This window comes from Streptomyces sp. NPDC059649 (genome assembly GCF_042734445.1).
GTDB lineage: Bacteria > Actinomycetota > Actinomycetes > Streptomycetales > Streptomycetaceae > Streptomyces.
This window is the reverse complement of sequence record NZ_JBHWDV010000026.1, coordinates 57,800-78,273: the sequence shown is the minus strand read 5'-3', so window position 1 is coordinate 78,273 and position 20,474 is coordinate 57,800. Positions and strand designations below refer to the sequence as shown.

At 73.2% G+C, this 20,474-nt stretch carries 24 protein-coding genes; 10 read left to right on the top strand and 14 right to left on the bottom strand.

The annotated features are described in order from the left end of the window. Positions 1-110: 110 nt before the first annotated feature. Positions 111-1,739 (bottom strand): cation acetate symporter, encoded by a 1,629-nt coding sequence (locus ACFV1J_RS24825; protein WP_385861407.1) that lies wholly within the window; start codon positions 1,737-1,739, stop codon positions 111-113. Then, positions 1,736-2,080 carry a DUF485 domain-containing protein gene (locus ACFV1J_RS24820; protein WP_385861405.1) on the bottom strand — a complete coding sequence of 115 codons (345 nt, stop codon included), beginning with the start codon at positions 2,078-2,080 and terminating at the stop codon, positions 1,736-1,738. Before ACFV1J_RS24820 ends, ACFV1J_RS24825 begins: the two co-directional genes overlap by 4 nt. A 219-nt stretch (positions 2,081-2,299) precedes the next feature. On the opposite strand from ACFV1J_RS24820, the gene ACFV1J_RS24815 reads away from it, so the two are divergent. Together ACFV1J_RS24815 and ACFV1J_RS24810 are read left to right on the top strand one after the other, a co-directional pair. Continuing rightward, positions 2,300-2,497, top strand: a complete 198-nt coding sequence (locus tag ACFV1J_RS24815; RefSeq protein WP_385861403.1) for a hypothetical protein — start codon at positions 2,300-2,302, stop codon at positions 2,495-2,497. Positions 2,498-2,694: 197 nt separating this feature from the next. Beyond that, entirely contained in the window at positions 2,695-4,197 is a 1,503-nt protein-coding gene (locus ACFV1J_RS24810; RefSeq protein WP_385861401.1) for a S8 family serine peptidase, read from the top strand. A gap of 51 nt (positions 4,198-4,248) precedes the next feature. Here the strand turns inward: ACFV1J_RS24810 and ACFV1J_RS24805 are convergent, their stop codons facing one another. Together ACFV1J_RS24805 and ACFV1J_RS24800 are read right to left on the bottom strand one after the other, a co-directional pair. Next, positions 4,249-4,956 (bottom strand): lysoplasmalogenase, encoded by a 708-nt coding sequence (locus ACFV1J_RS24805; RefSeq protein ID WP_385861399.1) that lies wholly within the window; start codon positions 4,954-4,956, stop codon positions 4,249-4,251. Next, positions 4,953-5,858, bottom strand: coding sequence for a sterol desaturase family protein (locus tag ACFV1J_RS24800; protein ID WP_385861397.1), 906 nt, complete (start codon positions 5,856-5,858; stop codon positions 4,953-4,955). Before ACFV1J_RS24800 ends, ACFV1J_RS24805 begins: the two co-directional genes overlap by 4 nt. Positions 5,859-5,957: 99 nt before the next feature. Between ACFV1J_RS24800 and ACFV1J_RS24795 the strand changes: the two genes are divergently transcribed. Further along, entirely contained in the window at positions 5,958-6,662 is a 705-nt protein-coding gene (locus ACFV1J_RS24795; RefSeq protein WP_385861395.1) for a Type 1 glutamine amidotransferase-like domain-containing protein, read from the top strand. Positions 6,663-6,714: 52 nt separating this feature from the next. Here ACFV1J_RS24795 and ACFV1J_RS24790 read toward each other — a convergent pair whose 3' ends face one another. From ACFV1J_RS24790 to ACFV1J_RS24770, 5 genes are read right to left on the bottom strand one after another with little or no spacing between them, the layout of a single operon-like run. Further along, positions 6,715-6,933: a type II toxin-antitoxin system VapB family antitoxin gene (locus ACFV1J_RS24790; RefSeq protein WP_385861393.1), complete on the bottom strand. Its 219-nt coding sequence runs from the start codon at positions 6,931-6,933 to the stop codon at positions 6,715-6,717. A gap of 54 nt (positions 6,934-6,987) precedes the next feature. After that, the gene (locus ACFV1J_RS24785) at positions 6,988-8,265 is read right to left on the bottom strand and encodes an amidohydrolase family protein (RefSeq protein ID WP_385861391.1); all 1,278 of its coding nucleotides are present in this window, start codon (positions 8,263-8,265) and stop codon (positions 6,988-6,990) included. Between the two features lie 5 nt (positions 8,266-8,270). Then, on the bottom strand, positions 8,271-9,551 hold the full coding sequence (locus ACFV1J_RS24780; RefSeq protein ID WP_385861389.1) for an amidohydrolase family protein: 1,281 nt from the start codon (positions 9,549-9,551) through the stop codon (positions 8,271-8,273). Positions 9,552-9,561: 10 nt separating this feature from the next. Beyond that, positions 9,562-10,446: an SDR family NAD(P)-dependent oxidoreductase gene (locus ACFV1J_RS24775; protein WP_385861387.1), complete on the bottom strand. Its 885-nt coding sequence runs from the start codon at positions 10,444-10,446 to the stop codon at positions 9,562-9,564. Continuing rightward, positions 10,446-11,243, bottom strand: a complete 798-nt coding sequence (locus ACFV1J_RS24770) for an acetoacetate decarboxylase family protein (RefSeq protein ID WP_385861385.1) — start codon at positions 11,241-11,243, stop codon at positions 10,446-10,448. Before ACFV1J_RS24770 ends, ACFV1J_RS24775 begins: the two co-directional genes overlap by 1 nt. 127 nt (positions 11,244-11,370) lie before the next feature. Here ACFV1J_RS24770 and ACFV1J_RS24765 point away from each other — a divergent pair, with 127 nt between their 5' ends. The 6 genes from ACFV1J_RS24765 to ACFV1J_RS24740 all read left to right on the top strand — a co-directional run bounded on the left by ACFV1J_RS24765 (position 11,371) and on the right by ACFV1J_RS24740 (position 16,976). Further along, positions 11,371-11,988, top strand: a complete 618-nt coding sequence (locus ACFV1J_RS24765) for a TetR/AcrR family transcriptional regulator (protein ID WP_385861383.1) — start codon at positions 11,371-11,373, stop codon at positions 11,986-11,988. Between the two features lie 132 nt (positions 11,989-12,120). Further along, on the top strand, positions 12,121-13,167 hold the full coding sequence (locus ACFV1J_RS24760) for a DEDDh family exonuclease (RefSeq protein ID WP_385861381.1): 1,047 nt from the start codon (positions 12,121-12,123) through the stop codon (positions 13,165-13,167). A gap of 63 nt (positions 13,168-13,230) precedes the next feature. Next, positions 13,231-13,464 carry a hypothetical protein gene (locus ACFV1J_RS24755; protein ID WP_077192103.1) on the top strand — a complete coding sequence of 78 codons (234 nt, stop codon included), beginning with the start codon at positions 13,231-13,233 and terminating at the stop codon, positions 13,462-13,464. 71 nt (positions 13,465-13,535) lie between these two features. Next, entirely contained in the window at positions 13,536-14,402 is an 867-nt protein-coding gene (locus ACFV1J_RS24750; protein WP_385861379.1) for an SURF1 family protein, read from the top strand. A gap of 29 nt (positions 14,403-14,431) precedes the next feature. After that, entirely contained in the window at positions 14,432-16,216 is a 1,785-nt protein-coding gene (locus ACFV1J_RS24745) for a glycoside hydrolase family 15 protein (protein ID WP_385861377.1), read from the top strand. Positions 16,217-16,220: 4 nt separating this feature from the next. After that, complete coding sequence (locus ACFV1J_RS24740; RefSeq protein WP_385861376.1) at positions 16,221-16,976, top strand: SDR family oxidoreductase; 756 nt, start codon at positions 16,221-16,223, stop codon at positions 16,974-16,976. A gap of 35 nt (positions 16,977-17,011) precedes the next feature. On the opposite strand, the gene amaP is transcribed toward ACFV1J_RS24740, so the two are convergent. The 5 genes from amaP to ACFV1J_RS24715 are packed head-to-tail and all read right to left on the bottom strand — an operon-like array spanning position 17,012 to position 19,370. Continuing rightward, positions 17,012-17,617, bottom strand: coding sequence for an alkaline shock response membrane anchor protein AmaP (amaP, locus tag ACFV1J_RS24735; RefSeq protein WP_385861479.1), 606 nt, complete (start codon positions 17,615-17,617; stop codon positions 17,012-17,014). Between the two features lie 5 nt (positions 17,618-17,622). After that, complete coding sequence (locus tag ACFV1J_RS24730) at positions 17,623-18,282, bottom strand: DUF6286 domain-containing protein (protein WP_385861374.1); 660 nt, start codon at positions 18,280-18,282, stop codon at positions 17,623-17,625. Continuing rightward, a complete protein-coding gene (locus ACFV1J_RS24725; RefSeq protein WP_385861373.1) occupies positions 18,279-18,671 on the bottom strand; it encodes a hypothetical protein in 393 nt (130 codons plus the stop codon). The genes ACFV1J_RS24730 and ACFV1J_RS24725 overlap by 4 nt, the downstream gene beginning before the upstream one ends. Before the next feature lie 6 nt (positions 18,672-18,677). Continuing rightward, positions 18,678-18,875, bottom strand: coding sequence for a hypothetical protein (locus ACFV1J_RS24720; RefSeq protein ID WP_385861371.1), 198 nt, complete (start codon positions 18,873-18,875; stop codon positions 18,678-18,680). Positions 18,876-18,911: 36 nt separating this feature from the next. After that, entirely contained in the window at positions 18,912-19,370 is a 459-nt protein-coding gene (locus ACFV1J_RS24715) for an Asp23/Gls24 family envelope stress response protein (RefSeq protein ID WP_265363248.1), read from the bottom strand. Positions 19,371-19,610: 240 nt separating this feature from the next. On the opposite strand from ACFV1J_RS24715, the gene ACFV1J_RS24710 reads away from it, so the two are divergent. Next, positions 19,611-20,342, top strand: a complete 732-nt coding sequence (locus tag ACFV1J_RS24710) for a hypothetical protein (RefSeq protein ID WP_385861368.1) — start codon at positions 19,611-19,613, stop codon at positions 20,340-20,342. The last annotated feature ends 132 nt before the right edge of the window (positions 20,343-20,474 follow it).

Sequence of the window (20,474 nt, the reverse complement as noted above, 5' to 3'; positions counted from 1 at the left end):
CGATGGGTCCGACAGTGAGCAGAGATGAGAAGCACGAGGTGGGCGGGGCGGCGTCGTAGATCTCTACGACACCGCCCCGCCCGGGCCCTGTACGGATGACTCATCGGCGCTCAGTGCGCTCCGGTGCCGGTCAGGGAGCGGACCTCCAGTTCGGCGTACTTCTTGGCGTCCGGTTCCTCCTTGGAGAGCAGTGAGCCCAGCCAGCCGAGCAGGAAGCCCAGCGGGATGGAGATCAGGCCGGGGTTCTCCAGCGGGAAGACGGCGAAGTGCGCGCCGGGGAACATCGAGGTGTCCTTGCCGGAGACGACGGGCGAGAAGAGCACCAGCAGGACGGAGGACGCGAGGCCGCCGTAGATGGACCACAGCGCGCCCCGGGTGGTGAAGCGTTTCCAGAACAGGCTGTAGAGGAGCGTCGGGAGGTTGGCGGACGCGGCGACCGCGAAGGCCAGCGCCACCAGGCCGGCGACGTTCAGTCCGCGGGCGAAGACGCCCAGCACGATGGCGACCGCCCCGATCCCGACGGTCGCCCAGCGGGCCGCGCCGACCTCCTCCTTCTCGGTGGCCTCGCCCTTGCGGAGGACGTTGAGGTAGATGTCGTGGGCGAAGGACGAGGACGAGGCGAGGGTGAGGCCGGCGACCACGGCGAGGATGGTGGCGAAGGCGACCGCGGAGATGAGGGCGAGCAGGACGGCGCCGCCGGTGGATCCGGCGCCGCCGCCGATGACCTCGGCGAGCTGCGGGGCGGCGGTGTTGCCCGGCTTCTCGATGTCCCCGGGCTTGATCAGGGCCGCGGCGCCGAAGCCGAGCGCGATGGTCATCAGGTAGAAGACGCCGATGATGCCGATCGCCCAGTTCACGGATTTCCGGGCGGCCTTGGCGGTGGGGACCGTGTAGAAGCGGATGAGGATGTGCGGCAGGCCGGCGGTGCCCAGGACGAGTGCCAGGCCCAGCGAGATGAAGTCGATCTTCGAGGTGGCGGTGGCTCCGTATTTGAGGCCGGGCTGCAGGAAGGCGGCACCCTTGTCGCTGTTCTCCGCCGCGGCGCCGAGCAGCGACGAGATGTTGAAGTGGAATTTCAGCGCCACCAGGAACGTGATCAGCAGGGTGCCGGCGATCAGCAGCACCGCCTTGATCATCTGGACCCAGGTGGTGCCCTTCATGCCGCCGATGGTGACGTAGAGGATCATCACGATGCCGACGAGGACGACGACCAGGATCTTGCCGGTCTCGCTGGTGATGCCCAGCAGCAGGGTGACCAGCGCACCGGCGCCGGCCATCTGGGCGAGCAGGTAGAAGATCGAGACGACGATGGTCGAGGTGCCCGCGGCGGTGCGGACCGGGCGCTGGCGCATCCGGTAGGCGAGCACGTCGCCCATGGTGAACCGGCCGGAGTTGCGCAGCGGTTCGGCCACCAGGAGCAGCGCGACGAGCCAGGCGACGAGGAAGCCGATGGAGTAGAGGAAGCCGTCGTAGCCGAAGAGGGCGATGGCGCCGGCGATGCCGAGGAAGGACGCGGCGGACATGTAGTCGCCGGAGATGGCCAGGCCGTTCTGGAAGCCGCTGAACTGACGGCCGCCGGCGTAGAAGTCCTCCGCGCCCCTGGTCTGCCGGCCGGCCCAGACGGTGAGGGCGAGGGTGGCGGCGACGAAGACGGCGAAGAGGGTGATGATCAGGGGGCGGTGCTCGCCCGCGCCGCCGGCCGCGAGCGGGACGGCGGACAACTGCTGATGGGGGCTCATGCGCCGTCCTCCAGGCGGGACTTGATGGCCTCGGCGCGGGGGTCGAGCTTGCGGGCGGCGTGCCGGGAGTACCACCAGGCGATGAGGAAGGTGGTGACGAACTGGGCCAGGCCGAGGACGAAGGCGACGTTGAGGTGGCCGACGACCTTGGTGGCCATGAAGCCGCCGGCGTAGCTCGACAGCACGACGTACACCAGGTACCAGAGGACGAAGGCGACGGTGAGCGGGAAGGCGAACGAGCGGTGTGCGCGGCGGAGTTCGTCGAATTCCGCGCTCGACTGCACCTGCTGGTAGTCGGGCGGCTCGTGCGTCCCCGGTTCGAGGATCGGTGCGGCGCTCACGGAATCTCCTGACGCGAGGGGGCGGGGGTTCCGGGCCGGCCCGGCGGCTGCACGGTCGGCCCGGGCCGACAATAAAGCTCACGTAAGTGACGTGGATCACGCATCGTAGAGCCGTGCCAACCGATCCGACAGGGGGCCGCCGGTGGAAACCCTGAGGAAAAGTCCGGTGGATGGCCGCACCGCCCGCCACCGCGCGCGGGGCTCTTCGTTGAGCCCGGTGTGAACCCGCCGCCCTCACAGGCCCCGCAGCCCGCCACTCCCCGTCGGCGCCCTTACGGCAGCGTCCGGCTGCCCGCGCCGCTCGTCACCGCCCCGTCGGAGCCCCGGCCGGGTGCGGCCCCCGCCGTGCGCCGCTGGTACGGCCGGCGGATCCCGCTGCCGCCGCTGAGCATCGCCACCCTGCGCCGTACCGACTGACCGCCGGCGCGGGTGACGGTACGTCAACCTCCGGTCGCCACAAGCTCGTACCGCTCTCGCCCCGGTACGGTTTTCGCCCGGTTTTTTCTCCGATTTCCATTGCTGCACCCGAGTGATCGCCGATAACTTCACGTCTCATTGCACCCGCCCGTGCGCAAACCCGCGCACGGGCGGCTCACGGATGATGTGGAGTACCCATGGCTCATCCCCGATCCAGACGCATGCGGGCGCTGGCCGTACCGCTCGGGCTGGCTCTGACGGCGTCCCTCGGCTTCCTCTCCCCCGCGGCCACCGCCGCGCCGCAGGACGCCCCGGCCGCGGCCGACGGCCCGCTGCTGTCGTACGTCGTGAACACCACGCCCGACCATGCCACGGTCGGCAAGGTCGAGAAGGCGATAGCCCGGGCCGGCGGGAAGGTGATCGTCGCCCACGAGAAGATAGGCGTGATCGTCGTCCACTCGGCCAATCCGCAGTTCGCCGCCTCCGTGCGCACCGTGCCGGGCGTGGCGTCGGCGGGCGCGAGCCGTACCGCGCCGCTGAAGGCGTCGGGCACCACCGACGTCGGCAAACCGCAGAAGGTGGACCTGTCCAGGTCCCAGCTCGCGGCGGCCGGCCGGACCGCGAAGGCGAAGGGTGAGGAGCCGCTCGAACCGCTGCAGTGGGACCTCCCCGCCATCAAGGCCGACCGGGCCGCGAAGGTGAACCCCGGCAGCCGGAAGGTCACCGTCGCCGTCATCGACACCGGTGTGGACGACACCCACCCGGACCTCAAGCCCAACTTCTCCGCGAAGCAGTCCGCCAACTGCGTGGGCGGCGTGGCCGATACGTCCAAGGGGGCCTGGCGGCCCTGGGACCCGGCCAGCGACTACCACGGCACGCATGTCGCCGGCACGATCGCCGCGGCCCGCAACGGCGTCGGGGTGGCCGGTGTGGCCCCGGGCGTGAAGGTCTCCGCCATCAAGGTCAGCGAGCCGGAGACGAGCCTGTTCTACGCCGAGAGCGTGGTGTGCGCCTTCGTCTTCGCGGCCGACCACGGCGTGGCGGTCACCAACAACAGCTACTACGTCGACCCGTGGATGTTCAACTGCAAGGATGACGCCGACCAGGCCGCCATCGTTGACGCGGTCGGCCGGGCGGCGAGCTACGCGCAGCGCAAGGGCGTGCTCAACGTCGCCGCCGCGGGCAACTCCGACCTCGATCTGGCGGCCGCGAAGCTGCCGGACGCCTCCAGCCCGAACGACTCCACGCCCGTCGAGCGCACCATCAACCCGAAGACGTGCTGGGACGTGCCCACCCAGCTGCCGGGCACGGTGACGGTCGCGGCGACCGGTGTGCACAAGCTCAAGTCCGGCTACTCGAACTACGGCCTGGGCCAGATCGACGTGGCCGCGCCGGGCGGCGACTCGAAGCAGGTGCCCGACCTGCCGGCCAAGAACGGCAACATCCTCTCCACCATGCCGGGCGGCGACTGGGCCTACCTGGCGGGCACGTCCATGGCCACCCCGCACGTGGCGGGCGTCGCGGCGCTGCTGAAGAGCGCCCACCCCAGGTCCAGCCCGCAGGAGATCCAGTGGCTCCTCAAGGAGCAGGCGGACAACCCCGGCTGCCCCACGGGTGAGACCACCTGCACCGGCACGCAGCACATCAACAGCCACTTCGGTTACGGGATCGTCGACGCGCTCGACGCGGTGAAGAAGTAACCGGGACGGCGCCGCCGAACCGTCACCGGGAGGACCTCGCCGGGAAGCGGCTCAGGCGGTGACCGTCTGCGGGGGCCGGGCGCTCGGGCGCCCGGCCCCTTGCCGTTCGGCGGCCGCCCGCAGCACGCCCTCGGCCAGGGCGAGTTGCGCCGCCGTATAGGTGAGCATGATCCAGAACTGCGGGACCGGCAGCTGCGGCCAGTGGGCGATACCGGAGGCGATCAGGGTGTCGGAGAGCAGGAAGAGCAGTCCGCCGGCCGCCGCCCACGGGCCCGCGCGCAGCGCGCCGAAGGCCATCGCGGTGAGCAGCAGGCTGTATCCGGCGACCGGGATCCGCAGGTCGGCCGGGAGGCCCGGCCACAGCAGCGCGACGGTGCCGACCAGCGCGAGGGCGTAGCCGCCGGCGAACGTCGCGGTACGGGCCCGGCCGCCCGGCGGGCTGCCGTGGCGCCCGCACAGCAGCAGGTAGCAGACGTGCCCGGCGGCGAACGAGCCCATCCCCACCAGGAAGACCACGCCTCCGCCGTGCCCGCCGATCTGGAGGAAGGTGTCGCCGCCGCAGCCGAACAGCAGCGCCCCGGCGAGCAGTACGGGGCCGCCGCGGGCGAGGACGTACGCGGCGAGGACCGGCATCAGGGCGGGTTTGGTGAGGTGGCCGACGAGGCTCGCGCCCGTGAGCAGGGCACCGAGGTGGACGACGGCGAGCACGGCGAAGGCGGCCAGCAGGGGCCGGACGGCCCCGGGCCGGCGGGGCGTCACGCGACGGTCTCCTCGACCGAGGCGGGCGCGGCGGCGGGGGCGCCGGGGGCCGGGTCCGTCCCGGGCCGCCGGGCGGCCGGGGACCAGCCCGGGCCGCGGAAGATCCGCCCGGCCCGCTCGGCCCAGCTGTCCGCGGCCCGTACGTCCCGTGCGATGGCGGCGTACTCATGGGTGGCCACCCGCAGCGGGTTGAAGGTCCCGATGTTCTTGGTCAGGCCGTAGACGGGCCGCTCGGTCTCGGGGACGAACGAGCCGAACATCCGGTCCCAGATGATCAGGATCCCGCCGAAGTTGCGGTCCAGGTAGCCGCCTTGGGAGGCGTGGTGGACGCGGTGGTGGGAGGGGGTGTTGAGGACGAACTCGAAGGGGCGGGGCAGTTTGCCGACGCGTTCGGTGTGCACCCAGAACTGGTAGACGAGATTGGCGCCGGAGGTGAAGGCGACCACGGCCGGATGTACGCCGAGCGCCACCATCGGCACGTAGAACGGCCAGACGGTCCAGGTCGTCCAGGGCTGGCGCAGGGCGGTGGTGAGGTTGAACTTCTCGCTGGAGTGGTGCACCACGTGGCAGGCCCACAGGATGCGGATGACGTGGTGGCCGCGGTGCGACCAGTAGTAGAAGAAGTCCTGGGCGAGCAGCATCAGCAGCAGCGTCCACCACAGCACGGGGATACGCAGCGGGGTGAGTTCGTAGATCGCGGCGTAGATCGCGACGATGGGTATCTTCCACAGCGCGTCGAAGACCAGGCTGCCCAGTCCCATGCCGACGCTGGTGGCCGCGTCCTTGACCTCATAGCCCGCCGCGTCCTCGTCGGGATGCAGGCGATAGCTCACCATCTCCACCACGGTGAGCAGGACGAAGGCCGGTACGGACCACAACACGACATCGGGCAGGTGCGGCATGCCCGCACCATAAAGGCGTGGACGGGGGTGCCGCTAGGGGTTGTTACTCAGAAGTATGTGAGACGTGATGTCAGCTGACGATGATGACCGAGAGGTCCGATGCCGACCGCACCCACCCTCGCCGTCCTCGGCGGCGGATTCTCCGACGACCCCGACACCCTGCTCGACGACTTCGTGCTCGCCGCCGCCGGGCGGCCGCGGCCGAAGGTCTGCTTCCTGCCCACGGCCAGCGGCGACGCCCCCGGCTATATCGAGAAGTTCCACACCGCGTTCGCCGCGCGGGACTGCGAGACCGGCCATCTGGAGCTGTTCCGCCGCACGGTGAGCGATCTGCGGGCGTTCGTCCTGGCGCAGGACGTGGTCTACGTCGGCGGCGGCAACACCGCCAACATGCTCGCCGTCTGGCGGCTGCACGGCCTGGACGCGGTGCTGCGCGAGGCGTACGCGGCGGGCGTCCTGCTGTGCGGCATCAGCGCGGGCGCCTGCTGCTGGTTCGAGAGCGCCTTCTCCGACTCCTTCGGCCCGCCGGCCCCGCTCACCGACGGCCTGGGCCTGCTGCCGGGCAGCCTGTGCCCGCACTACGACACCGAGCCGGAACGCCGCCCCGGCTACCTGGCGGCCGTCAAGAGCCGTGCCCTGCCCGCCGGTTGGGCGGTCGACGACGGCGCGGCCGGCCTGTTCTCCGCCGGCCGCCTGGTGGATGTGGTGACCCGCACCCCGGGAGCCACCCTGCACCGGGTGACTCCCGGCCCGGACGGCACGGTGCGGGAGGTGGCGCAGGAGGCGCGGGTGCTGGACGGGTGACGGCGGGGCGGTCGGTGCCCGGCCCGGCTGGGGGCGAGGTGGCCGGCCACCCTCACAGCCGCGGGCCGGGGCGGTAGCGGCGTTTGTCCCTCAGCAGATCGAGGTCGATCGCGCCGTCCTGCGCCAGCCGGCGCGACGCGGCAAGCGCCTGGGCGCGCCGCAGGCGATCGGCCTCTTCGGGGCGGGGGCCGGACGCCTGCCGGGCGGCGGCCCCGTCGTCCTCGTCGTGGGCGATGGGCATCTCGGCCGCGGGTGCCTCCTCGGGAGTCATACGCGCGAGACTAGGGGACGACGCCGGCCGGACGACGGGCTCGCGGGCTTTCCCTCACCACACCCGCACCGACCCTCCCCGGGCGAAGGCCGGGCTGGTGGCGGCCGGGGGGATCTGGTCCAGGGGGTGGGTGAGTTCGGTGACGGTGGGGCCTACGCGGGCGGCTATGGGGGCCAGGTGGGCGAGGTCGAAGCCGTAGACGCGGGCGGCGTTGGTGGCGAGGAAGGCGGCGGTCTCTTCGGGGGGCAGATCCGCGTAGGCGAGGCGGAGGGCCTCGCGGGAGTAGGGGTGGGTGCCCTCGTCGTGCGGGTAGTCGCTGCCCCACATGATCTTGTCGAGGCCGATGCGGTGGCGCAGCGGGACCTCGTGCGGGCGCATGAAGCTGGCGCCGACGTAGCAGTGGTCGCGCCAGACGGCGGCCGGGGTGTCGTCCATGGTGGCGGCCAGACCGGCGCCGAACCGGGACTCCGCCGTGGTGGCGGTCCGGGACGCCGCGGCGACCAGCCGGCCGTGGTAGTAGTCCAGCATGTCCAGGACGCCGGGGATCCAGCCCGAGCCCTGTTCCGTCAGGACGAGCCGGAGGCCGGGGTGGCGGCGGAAGGCGCCGCCGAAGATCAGGTGCCACAGGGCGCGGTGCGAGAACCAGGTCGTCTCGACCATGAAGACCGCGCGGGCGGCCGGTTCGTCGCCGAGCGGCGGGGAGGCCGAGCCGCCGTGGTGGTTGACCGGGACCTGCAGCTCGTCACAGACCGCCCAGAGCGGGTCGTAGACCGTGGAGTGGAGTTCGGGGAGGCCGGAGCCGGGCGGGGTGCCGGGGAGCAGGACGCCGCCGGTGAGGCCGGCCTCCTTGGTGCGGCGGACCTCCCGGGCGGCCCGTTCCACGTCGTGGAGGAGGATCTGGGCGACGCCGGCCCGGCGGCCGGGGGCCTCGGCGCAGAAGTCGGCGAGCCACCGGTTGTGCGCCCGCAGGCCGGCCCAGCGCAGTTCGAACTCGGTACCGGTGGGCGGCGGCGCCATGAGGGAGGCGCTGGGGAAGAACGGCGGGATGGTGTTGGGGAAGACGACCTCGGCGACGATGCCGTCGGCCTCCAGTTCGGCGAGCCGGCGGGCGGAGTTCCAGTTACGGTCGGCGGTGTCGGCGAGCAGGTCCTCGTGCGGATTGACGTAGGTCGCCGCCCAGGCGTCGAAGTCGTCGTGGTACCGGGACTCCAGGTACGGCTTGTAGTCGAGCAGGTCGGCGCCGGCATGGCAGTCGGCGGAGATGACGGTGTAGCGCTCCTCGGTCGCCGTGGGCGCCGTGGTCGTCGTGGTCTTGCTCATGGGTGCAGTCATCGTCGTCACTCCGTTCCCAGGACCGGGAAGTCGTGGCCGGTGAGCCAGTGGCGGCCCGCGGCGCGGGAGCGGGCCCAGGCCACCTCGACGGCCAACTGGTCGTCGGGCTGGCCGAGTTCGGCGGGTGTCGGGCCGATGCGGCGGGCCAGCGGGGCGAGCGCGTCCGGGTCGAAGCCGAAGACCTCGGCCGCGGCCAGGCCGAGCATCCGGCGGGTCTCGGCGACCGGGATGTCGTGGAAGGTGTCGCGCAGCCACCGCCGGGTGTCCGGCCAGGTGCCCTCGGGGTGCGGGAAGTCGCTGCCCCAGAGGATGTTGTCGACGCCGATCTCGTAGCGCTGGGCGAGTTCGCGGCGCTTGGTGTTGGTGGCGCAGACGAAGACCTGGCGGTCGAGGTACTCGTGGGGCGGGCGCTTCAACTCCGCGAAGGGACTGAGTTTCTTGCCGCCGTGGGCGCCCAGGTAGAGGCGGTCCATGAACCACAGCAGGTTCGGCAGCCACCAGCAGCCCGACTCCGCGACACCGAACCTCAGACCCGGGTGGCGTTCGAAGACGCCGGACCAGAGCAGGAACCACAGCGGCCGGGCCGGCCACCACGTCACCTCGGAGACGAAGATGCCCAGGTGGTCGCCGTATTCATGGCGGGGCGCGGCCCCGGAGTGGGTGACCACCGGCATCGCGCACCCGGCGGCGGCCGCCCAGACGGGGTCGTAACGGCGGTCGTGGTAGGGCGCCTTGTCCGCCCACATGGAGGGGATCATCAGGGCGCCGAGGCCGGACTCCTTGGCGCGGTGGATCTCCGCGACGACCTCGTCGGGCTCCGCCGTGATGGGCAACAGGGCGACGCCGCAGTGCCGTTCGGGGTGTGCGGAGACGAACTCGGCGAGCCAGCGGTTGTGGGCCCGGGCGCCCGCCATGCCCAGTTCGGGGTCCTGGTCGCCGGAGAGGCCGAGCCCCACGCCGAAGGGCGCGGCGGTCCGGCTGTCCACGGCGTCCGCGTCGGGGAAGACGACCTCCGCCGCGACGCCGTCGCCGTCGAGCTCCTTGAGGCGCTGGGCGGGGTCCCAGCCGCCGCGCAGGCCCTCCTCGTGGTCGGCGAACCACCGGGCGGCGAACGCGTCGTTGCGGATGCCGAGGCGGGTGGCCTCCTCCCGGCGGGCGTCGCGCTCCCCGAGGAAGTCCTCGAAGGCCCGGTGGAACCGGCGCTCCAGATAGGGCCGGTACTCCTCGGTGGGCAACCCGGCGTGGCAGTCGGAGGAGATGATCAGGTACGGGTCCTGGTCGGTCATCACACACCCCTCAGTCCAGGATGAAGCGTTCGAGGTACGACGGGGCGGACCGGTCGAGCATCGACCGCGCCCGGGCCCTGATCTGCCCGTCGCTGTGCTCGCCGGGCGGCAGCATCCAGAACCGGTCCGCCCGGATCCCGTCCACCACGGCGTCGGCGACCTCCTCGACCGGGGTGAACGCGATCTCCTGCCCGGCCTCCTTCATCGCGGCCTCCCACTGGCCGAGGCTGCGGTAGGGCGTCCGGCGCGGCTTCTCCTTGGCGTAGCGGGCGGGCCGGTTGCGGTGCGACTCCCACAGGCCGGTGCGCAGCATGTGCGGGCCGGGGAAGAGCACCGACGCCCCGACGGGTGCGCCCTCCGCCTTCAGATGGGCGTAGAGCGATTCCGTCAGGGTCACCACGGCGGCCTTGGTGACGGCGTAGACGGACGCGGTCGGCAGCGGGGCGATGCCGCCGTCGGTGGACGAGGTGTTGACGACGTACCCCGGTGCGCCGTCCGCGAGCATGCGGGGCACGAAGGCCTGGATGCCGTGGAAGACGCCCCAGACGTTGACCTCGAAGGCCCACTTCCAGTCGTTGACCTCGTGTTCCCACATGCGGCCCTCGGCGCCGGAGCCGACGCCCGCGTTGTTGCACAACACATGGACCGCGCCGAAGGCGTCGTACGCCGCGTCGGCGAGGCCCCGCACCGCGTCGCGCACGCCGACGTCGACGGTGTGCGCGAGGACCTGTGCGCCGTCGGCCGTCAGCGCGTCCGCGGCGGCCCGCAGCGGCGCCTCCTCGACGTCCGCGAGGACGACCTGGAGTCCCTCGGCGGCGAAGCGCCGCGCCAGGGCGAGGCCGATGCCGCTCGCGGCGCCGGTGACGACCGCGACCTGTCCCGCCCGCAGGTCCATCAGACGCTCCCCTCGGGCGGCCCGTCGAGGATCTGCTGCGGGTCGTCGTACCGCTGGTGGACGTAGGGCAGCAGGGCCTCGGGGTCGACCCGCGCGACGACCGTGCCCCGCTGGTCGCTGGTCTTCTCGCCGAGGGTGATCCCGACGAGGGTGCGGACGGGCAGGTCGGCGACCGGGTCGTACATCGACTCCCGGAGGACGACATCGCCGGTGACCCGCTCCAGGGTGCGGTGTTTCTCCTGTCGCACGCAGTGCACCAGCACCGGGTCGACGTCGAAGCCCGAACCGTCCACCGCGGGAAGGAACTTGAAGTAGAAGTCCGTCCTCCCGGACGGCTCGGGGACCGGCAGGGCGCCGCTCACCGCGCCGCGCACCTCCACGAAGGCGATGCCGTGCCGGGCGAGCGCGGCGCGTACGGTCAGGCCGTCGCGCTCCAGAGTCACCTCGCCGAGCTTCTTGGGCTCGCCGAAGACCTCCCGGCCGCCGGTCAGGGCCCGTTCGTGGGTCATCGGCATCACCAGCGGATACCAGCCCGGTACGCCGTCGTGCTCGGCGGCGACCGCGACCGAGCCGGCGCCGAGCGGGTAGCCGGGCAGTGAGACGGTGCTGATGGTGGCGCGGACCAGCGGGCGTCCGGAGGGTTTCAGCGGCGGCGGCAGTACGGCCGCGACCGCGTCGGGATCGCTCTCCCAGAGGGCCACCACACCGGTGGACCAGATGTCGGGGAGCCGGGAGCCGGTGGTGCGCGCCGCGGCGATCTCCGCCTCGGTGCGGGCTCCGTAGCGTATGCGTGCCATGTCGTACCGCCCTTCGCAGGTCGTGACCTTCCGGGGGTTCCAGTGGCGCCTGTAACACTGTTACACCGAGCGGGACGAAGGGTAAAGACCCTTGCGGGAAAGGGAGTTGACGGGATAGGTGGGGGTCATGACACGTACCGCGCTGACCGGCGAGGAGGTGCTGGCGGCCGCCGCGCGGCTGGTGCGGGAGCACGGCCCGGCCGCGCTGACCATGCGCCGGCTGGCCACGGAGCTGGGCACCGCCGTCACCTCCATCTACTGGCACGTCGGCAACCGCGAGTCCCTGCTGGACGCGCTGGTCGAGCGCACCGTCCGGGAGATGGGCGAGATCCGGCCCGTCGGACGCACCCCGCGCGCCCGGGTCGTCTCGGTCGCCCGGGCGTTGTACGCGGCGCTGCGCGAACGGCCGCAGCTGATCGCGATGGTGCACGAACGGGGCCTGACGGAGCGGATGTTCCTGCCCGCGCAGCAGGCGCTGGTGCATGAGCTGCACGCCGCCGGGTTGCGCGGCGGGCCGGCCGCCGAGGCGGTCCGCGCGGTGCAGTTCCAGGTCGTCGGCTTCGTGCTGGTCGAGCGGGCCCGCGAGCGGTCGCCCGCGCAGCACCCGAGCGAGGGCGAGCTGTGGGACTCCCGCACCGCGGAACACGATCCGGCGCTGGCCCGCGCGCTGGCCGCACCGGCCGACGCCGAGCGGCTGTTCACGGTCGCGCTGGAGGCGCTGGTGGCGTCCCTGCTGCCGGCCTGAGGGGGGATCGGATCGCGGGGCGTCAAACCCGCGGCGAGGGGCCCTATTTGCCGGGATGCGGACCGTACGGGCGGGTTGTGGCGGCGGTACGGGTTCGGCCGGTGTCGGTGCGGGCCCGTATCCTCAGGGACCATGCTCGAAGACCGCATGGCAGCAGCCGACCCGATCGCACCGAAGATCGGGCAGCAGCCGGGACCGTCCACGCCCCCGTCGCCGCCGGCTCCCTGGCCGTCCGGGTACCCCGAGGGGTATGCGGTGGTCGACGTGGAGACGACGGGCCTGGCGCGGGACGACCGGATCATCTCCGCGGCCGTGTACCAACTCGACGCGACGGGCGAGGTCCAGGACCACTGGTACACCCTCGTCAACCCGCAGCGGGACCCGGGGCCGGTGTGGATCCACGGGCTCACCAGCGCGGTGCTCGCCGACGCCCCGCTCTTCACGGACGTCGTCCCGGAGCTGTCCCGGCGGCTCGACGGCCGGGTGCTGGTGGCGCACAACGCCATGTTCGACTGGTCGATGATCGCCCGTGAGTACGCCCGCGCCACGGCGGTCGCCCCGGTCCGCCAGCGGCTGTGCACGATCGCGCTGTCGAAGGAGCTGGGGCTGCCGCTGCCCAACCACAAACTGGAGTCGCTGGCCGCCCATTACGGCGTCGTCCAGGAACGCGCCCACCACGCGCTGGACGACGCCCGGGTGCTGGCCGAGGCGTTTCGCCCCAGTTTGCGGCGGGCCGCCCGGGAGAATCTGCGGCTGCCGCTGCTGAGCTGCCAGCCGCTCACGGAGTGGTCGGACAGCCCCGCGCCCCGCCGGACCGCCGCCGCGTCGTCCTACCGCCCGTCCACCTGGCGGCCGTCCCGCAAGCGGCCGGCCTGCCCGTACCCCAATCCGGGGCGCTATGTCGAGGGCGGGCGGCTGGTCCAGGGGATGCGGGTCGCCTTCTCGGGTGACACCTCGGTGGACCGCGAGCTGCTGGAGGACCGGGCGGTCGAGGCCGGACTGCACGTCGCCACGAGCGTGTCCCGGCTGACCAGCCTGCTGGTCACCAACGATCCGGACGCCCGCACCTCCAAGACCGTCAAGGCCGCCGGGTACGGCACGGTCATGATCGACGAGGCGGCGTTCATGCAGCTGCTGCAGGACGTCGCACCGGCCGGGTCCGCGCCTGCGTCCGGGTGAAGCCGGTCCAACACGCCCGCCGGCGCCTCGCCCCGCACCGGCCCCGCCCGCACGCTGTGGCGCATGGCACGTTGTGAGGTCTGCGGAAACGACTACGGGATGACGTTCGAGGTGCACGCGCAGGGCGCGGTGCACGTCTTCGACTGTTTCTCCTGCGCCATCCACCGCATGGCGCCGATCTGTGAGCACTGCCGGGTCCAGATCATCGGCCAGGGCGTCGAGGCCGACGGCAAGTGGTACTGCGGGGCGCACTGCGCGCGGTCGGACGGGCGGGTGGGCATCGTCGACCGGGTGTGAGCGCGCGGCGGCCGCCGGCGCTCCCGGACCCGGCGCCCGGCGGCCGGACCGCCCCAGGTACCGTCGAAGCCGTGTACCGCTTCCTGTTGTCCCGGCAGTGGGTGATCCTCACCCTCGTGGGTCTCGTGCTGATCCCCGTCATGATCAAGCTGGGTTTCTGGCAGCTGCACCGCCATGAGCACAAGGTGGCGCAGAACCGGCTCATCGCGTCCAGCCTGGCCTCGAAGCCGGTCCCGGTGACCGACCTGGCCGCCCCCGGACGGGACCTGCCGCGCCGCGACATGTGGCGCCCGGTGACCGCCACCGGCCGTTACGACACCGCCCACGAGGTCGTGGTCCGGCAGCGCACCGCCGCCGACGAACAGTCCATCGGCTACTACGTCCTCACCCCGCTGGTCCTCGGCAACGGCGAGGCCGTGCTGGTCAACCGCGGCTGGATCTCGGCGGGCGACGATCTCACCAAGTTCCCCCACGTCCCGCCGGCCCCCAAGGGCACGGTCACCGTCACCGGCCGGATGATGGCCGACGAGACCACCGCGGTCAGCGGCATCAAGGACACCAAGGGCCTGCCGCCCCGCCAGGTCATGCTGATCAACAGCACGGAGCAGGCGAAGCGGACCGGCCGGCCGATGCTCGGCGGCTACCTGGAGCAGACCGCGCCCGAGCCGCCGGGCGGCACGCCGGAGCTGGTGCCCGAGCCGGACCACGACTCCATCGGGCCGCACATGGCGTACGCGATCCAGTGGTGGCTGTTCGCCGCGGCGGTACCGATCGGCTGGGTGGTGCTGGTGCGCCGGGAGCGCCGCGACCGGGCGAAGGCGGCCGAGGAGGCCGGTGCGGCGGCGGACGGGGCGGACACCGCGCCCGAAGTCGCAGGAACGGCGCGGGAGAACGGCGGTTCCGGCGAAGTAGCCCGGTCGGCCGTCAGCACCGAGTAGCCCACCCGCACCGCGGGAAGGCGAGCTGCGTGCACCCACATATCGAGGACTACGCGCTCATCGGGGACCTGCAGACCGCCGCGCTCGTCGGCCGCGACGGCTCGATCGACTGGCTGTGCCTGCCCCGCTTCGACTCGCCCGCCTGCTTCGCGGCCCTCCTCGGCAGCCAGGACAACGGGCACTGGCAGCTGGCCCCGCAAGCGCCCGAGGCCCGCGCCCACCGCTCGTACCGCGGCGAGTCGCTGATCCTCGACACCGTCTGGGAGACCCCGACCGGCCGTGTGAAGGTCACCGACTTCATGCCGCAGCGCGACGTCCAGCCCGACGTCGTCAGGATCGTGGAGGGCCTCCAGGGCGACGTCGAGATGCGCGGGGTGCTGCGGCTGCGGTTCGACTACGGGCGGGTGGTGCCCTGGGTGCGGGCCGCCGAGGGCTGCCGGGTGGCGATCGCCGGCCCGGACTCCGTATGGCTGCGCACCCCGGAGCGGGGCCACACCTACGGCAAGGGCCTCAGCACCCGCTCGGACTTCACCGTCTCCGAGGGCGAGCGCACCGCGTTCGTACTGACCTGGCACCCCTCGCACGAGCCGCGGCCGGACCAGATCGAACCGTTCGGGGCGCTGGACGACACGCTGGAGGACTGGCAGGCCTGGGCCGCGCGGTGCCGCTACGACGGGCCGTACCGCGAGGCGGTGGTCCGCTCACTGATCGTCCTCAAGGCCCTCACCTACGCGCCCACCGGCGGCATCGTCGCCGCGCCCACCACCTCGCTGCCCGAGGAGCTCGGCGGGGTGCGCAACTGGGACTACCGCTACTGCTGGCTGCGCGACGCCAGCCTCACCCTGAACTCCCTGCTCTCCGCCGGGTATCTGGACGAGGCCGGGGCCTGGCGGGACTGGCTGCTGCGGGCGGTGGCCGGCGCCCCGGACGACCTGCAGATCATGTACGGGCTGGCCGGGGAGCGGCGGCTGCCGGAGTACGAGGTGCCGTGGCTGTCCGGCTACTGCGACTCGGCGCCGGTACGGATCGGCAACGGCGCCGTCGACCAGCGCCAGCTGGACGTCTACGGGGAGGTGCTGGACTCCTTCCACCTCGCCCGTACCGCCGGGCTGCCGGCCGAACCGCACGCCTGGAGCATCCAGCGCTCGCTGATGGAGTACCTGGAGTCCAACTGGCGCGACCCCGACGAGGGGCTGTGGGAGATCCGCGGACCGCGCCGGCACTTCGTGCACTCCAAGGTCATGGCGTGGGTCGCGGCCGACCGGGCGGTCCGGGCCCTGGAGGCCAACCCGAAGCTGGGCGGCGCGGCCGGCCGCTGGCGGGCGATGCGCGAGGAGGTGCACCGGGAGGTGTGCGAGCGGGGCTACGACGCCGACCGCGGCACCTTCACCCAGTCCTACGAGTCCCGGGACCTGGACGCGGCGACCCTGCTCATCCCGCGGGTGGGCTTCCTGCCCGGTGACGACCCGCGGGTGCGCGGCACGATCGAGGCGGTGCGCCGGGAGCTGACGCACGAGGGCCTGGTGCGCCGCTACACCACCGACGGGGGCTCGATCGACGGGCTGCCGGGCGGTGAGGGCACGTTCCTGGTCTGCTCGTTCTGGCTCGCCGACGCGCTGCGGATGAGCGGCCGGCGGGACGAGGCGGCGCAGCTCTTCGAGCGGCTGCTGTCGCTGCGCAACGACGTGGGGCTGCTCGCGGAGGAGTACGACCCGGCGGCCGGCCGCCAGCTGGGGAACTGCCCGCAGGCGTTCAGCCACATCGGGCTGGTGGGGACCGCCTTCGGGCTGCTCGACGGGTCGGAGGCAGACTAGGGCCATGGATCTTGGACTCACCGACCGGACGTACCTCGTCACCGGGGCGACCCGTGGCCTGGGTTTCGCCACCGCCCGTGAACTCGTCGCCGACGGCGCGAACGTCGTGCTCAGCGGACGCACCGAGGAGAGCGCCGCCGAGGCCGCCGCCGCACTGGGCGAACGCGCCGTGGGCGTGGCGGCCGACAACGCCGACCCGGACACCCCGGCCCGTCTGGTGGCGGCCGCCCGCGAGCGCTTCGGCCGGCTGGACGGCGTGCTGATCAGCGTGGGCGGCCCGCCGCCGGGGACGGCCGCGGACAACACCGACGAGCAGTGGCAGGCGGCGTTCGAGTCGGTCTTCCTCGGCGCGGTGCGGCTGGCCCGGACGGCCGCCGCCGAGCTGGCCGAGGGCGGCGTGATCGGCTTCGTGCTGTCCGGCTCGGTGTACGAGCCGATCGCCGGCCTGACCGTCTCCAACGGGCTGCGTCCCGGGCTGGCCGGTTTCGCCAAGTCGCTCGCCAATGAGGTGGGGCCGCGCGGCATCCGGGTCCTCGGTGTGCTGCCCGGCCGGATCGCCACCGACCGGATGACCCAGCTCGACGCGCTCTCCGGCGACCCGGAGGGCACCCGGGCCGCCAACTCCGCGACGATCCCGCTGGGCCGGTACGGCACGCCCGCGGAGTTCGGCCGGGTCGCGGCGTTCCTGCTGTCGCCGGCCGCGTCGTACGTGTCGGGGGTGATGGTGCCGGTCGACGGCGGGGCCCGGCACGGCTTCTGACGGGGCCGCGGGGCGGGCGGCGGCCCGCCCCTGCCTCAAGTGACGCGTTCGGGGCGGTGCTTGACCTCGCGGAGCCGCACCTCGGCCGGCAGCCGGTCGAGCCCCGCCGAACGCCGGGCGTGGGTCATCGCCTCGCCGGACAGCCGGCCGAGGACGTGGCCGGGATCGGCGTGCGGGGCGAGCGCGAGGACCGCCCGGATGCGGGGTTCGGTGCGCCGGCCGGTGAGCCGTACGCCGGCCCGGTCGACGCCGTCCAGCGCCTCGGTCTCGGCGGTGAGCACCGCCTCCAGCGCCCTCCCGCGCAGCTCCGCGCCCTCGCCGTCGCCGCTGTCGACGAGGATCTCGCCGAGCCGGTGGCGGCGGAACTGGACCAGCAGCCACCACAGCAGGAGCAGTACGAGGACGGCCAGGGCGGCGATCACCACCGGCCACCACCAGCCCTGGCCGGTCCACCGGGTGCGCTGGTGCGCGGTGAGCAGGACGTCGCCGGGGCGGGCCCAGGGCCAGCCGGCCGGCAGCCCGAGGTGCCAGGCCGCGGGCAGGCCCAGCCCGCCCAGCAGCACCAGCCCGCCGGCGCCGAACAGCACCACGCCGATCAGGCCGAGCAGCACCCGGTTGGCCTTTCTGCGGGTCCGGCGCATCGCGCTCATCCCTTCTTCGGACGCCGGACGTCCACGGTCAGCCTCAACCGGTGGGCCAGGCCCAGCTGGTCGAGGCCCACACCGAGCGCGGCGTCGAGGTCGGCGCGGACCTCGTCCAGTTCGCGGAAGTGCGAGACCGCCCGGGCCCTGGCCTTGTGCCGGCCGACGCTCATCCGTACGGACTGCACACCGGCGACCTCCATGGCGCGGTCGCGCAGGATCAGTGCGGCGGCCGGGCGGTCGAGGCCGGCCCGGACGTCCGGGGCCACCGGCCGCATCGGCAGCATCCGGCGCAGTCCGGGGGTGACGGCGAGCACGATCAGCCAGAGGCCCACCGCCGCCGCCAGGGCCGCGGCGGCCAGCAGCCAGGTGTCGTCGAGATGACGGGTGGCCAGTTCACGGGCCAGCCACTTGCGCCAGGCCATCGCGGAGCGGTGCGCGCGCACCGCGGCCACGTCGTAGAGCAGCAGGCCGGCGGCGGCCAGCAGCACGGCCGCCACCAAAGCGGCCGGGACCCGGCGGGACGACCAGAAGCGGCCGGTGCGGCCGTCGTGTGCGGCGCCGGTGGCGGTGGCGCCCGTGGCGGAACGGGCCGGTCCGCCCGGCGGCTTGTCGAGCGTGGGCAGCCGCCGGGTCTCCGCCGGCTCCGCGTCGTCGTCGCTCATCGCACCCTCTCCCGGCCCCGGTCCTCCAGCAGCGGGGAGTGCAGCCGCTCGACCTCCACGCCGACCTCGGGAACCGTCATGTTCGCCAACTCCCCCACCCGCTCGGTCACCCGTCGGCGCACCGCCCCGCACTGCGCGCCGATGTCCGAGGGGTAGCCCAGTTCCACCGCGATCCGTACCCGGGCCTCGCCGAAGTGGGCGAGGTCCTCGCGGCGGTGGACCACCACCGTGGCGTGCGCGTCCGTGTGGGCCCGCGGGGACTCCTCGCGCAGTGCCTCGCGGGCGGCCCGGGCGGCGATCTTGGCCACCACCCGGTCCGCGATCCGGGTCGCGCCCCGCTCACCCGCGGGTACGTCAGCGGCAGCGGTGGGCGGGGACGCCGTCGCCACCCCGGATCACCGCCGCCGTTCGTCGTGCTCGCCGCCGCGCGCGCGGAAGAACTCGCGGGCCGCCACATCCCCGTCGAGGATCCGGCCCGCCACGAACCCGACCGCGCCCAGCGCCGCCACCAGTACGAACGCGCCGAAGCCGCCGAAGTATCCGGCGAAGCCCAGCGCCATTCCGGCCAGAAGACCGGCCACGGCCATGCTCATCGTGCGCTCCTTCGCTGCCACTCCGGACGGGCCCGCTCACTGGAGCCGCGGCTCCGCTTCCTCTTCTTCGTCCGCTTCGTCGGGGAGCTTGACGTCGCTGACCGCGATGTTGACCTCGACGACCTCCAGGCCCGTCATCCGTTCCACCGCGGCGATGACGTTCTCCCGGACACTGCGTGCGACATCGGCGATGGCGACGCCGTAGTCGACCACGATCTCCAGGTCGAGCGCGGTCTGCACCTCGCCGACCTCGGCCTTCACCCCGCGGCTCGCGGTCGCCGCCCGGCCGCCGCCGGGCACCCGCTCGCGGACCGCGCCGAGCGTGCGGGCCAGGCCGCTGCCCATGGCGTGTACGCCGACGACGTCCCGGGCCGCGAGGCCGGCGATCTTCTCCACGACGCCGTCGGCGATGGTGGTCCGCCCACGGGTCGCGGGGTCACCGCCGCCGCGCTTGACCGGCGTCCTGGGTCCGTCCTCTTGCTGGCTCTCGGTCATCACCGTACGTCCCTTTCCGGGAAGAAGGGGAGATTGCCCGTTCTTGTTGCGCTTCGATCCGTTTCGACCTGCTTCATTCCGTTTCGCGCTGTTTTCGTTCCCACAGTAGGTGGGGTCGCCCCCGGCCGCTTTCGGGGATACGGCAGCGGAGTGCTCCCCCTGCCGCCGTGCGGCGCACCGCCCTGCCGTACGGGCCGGTAAGCGGCAGGCTGGGGGCGGGGGACCGAAAGGGGTGACGCGGTGGCCGGTGAGCAGTTGGCGCAGACGGTACGGCAGCAGCTCGGGATCGGGCGGGTGCTGCCGCTGGGCGGGCCCGCGAACGGGTCCTGGATCACCGAGCAGGCCGCCGCCGGGGCGCTGCGGGCGGCGCTCGGCACGCCCTCCGGGGTGCGGCTCGGCGCATTGCGGCTGTCCGTCGCCGACCCGGTGCACGCCCACGACCCGGTGGTCCCGGCGCCACCGACCGCCCTGCCGCCGGGGCCGCTGCGGATCAGCGCGGAGTTCGCCGCGGTCGCCGACCGGCCGCTGCCCGCCGTCGCCGACCAGGTGCGGGCGGCACTGCTGGAGACCTCGGTGCAGGGGCTGGGGCTGGTGGTGGCCGCGGTGGACCTGCGGGTGACGGGCCTGCTGACGGAGGACGAGGCCGGCGCGGGCCGGGCGGAGCCGGCGCTCACCACCGTCCGCCCGGAGAAGCCACCCGTGACGGCCGAGCCGGCCGGTGCGGCCGCGGAGGGCCCGGAGGCGCTCGCCGCCGCGGCACTGGCGGTGTCCGGGGTGGCCCGGCTGGCGCCGGTGCTCGGCGGCCGGACCCGGGCGGTGCGGCGCACCGAGGGGCATGCGCTGATCCAGCTGGCCGTGGCGGCCGGCTACCGCGCGTTGGACGTCGCCGTCGCGGTACGGCAGGCGGTGGCGGCCCTGCCGGACCCGCCGGAGACGGTCGCGGTGCTGGTCACGGCGGTGGACCGGGACTGACGCGGAGACGGACGTGGGGGCGCCGGCGCCGCCGGGGGGGGGCGGGGGGGGGCCGCGGGGGGGGGGGGGTATTAAAAAAAAAACAACCCCAAAAACACCGACAAAAAAGAAAGGGAAGGAATAGGTAGGTGA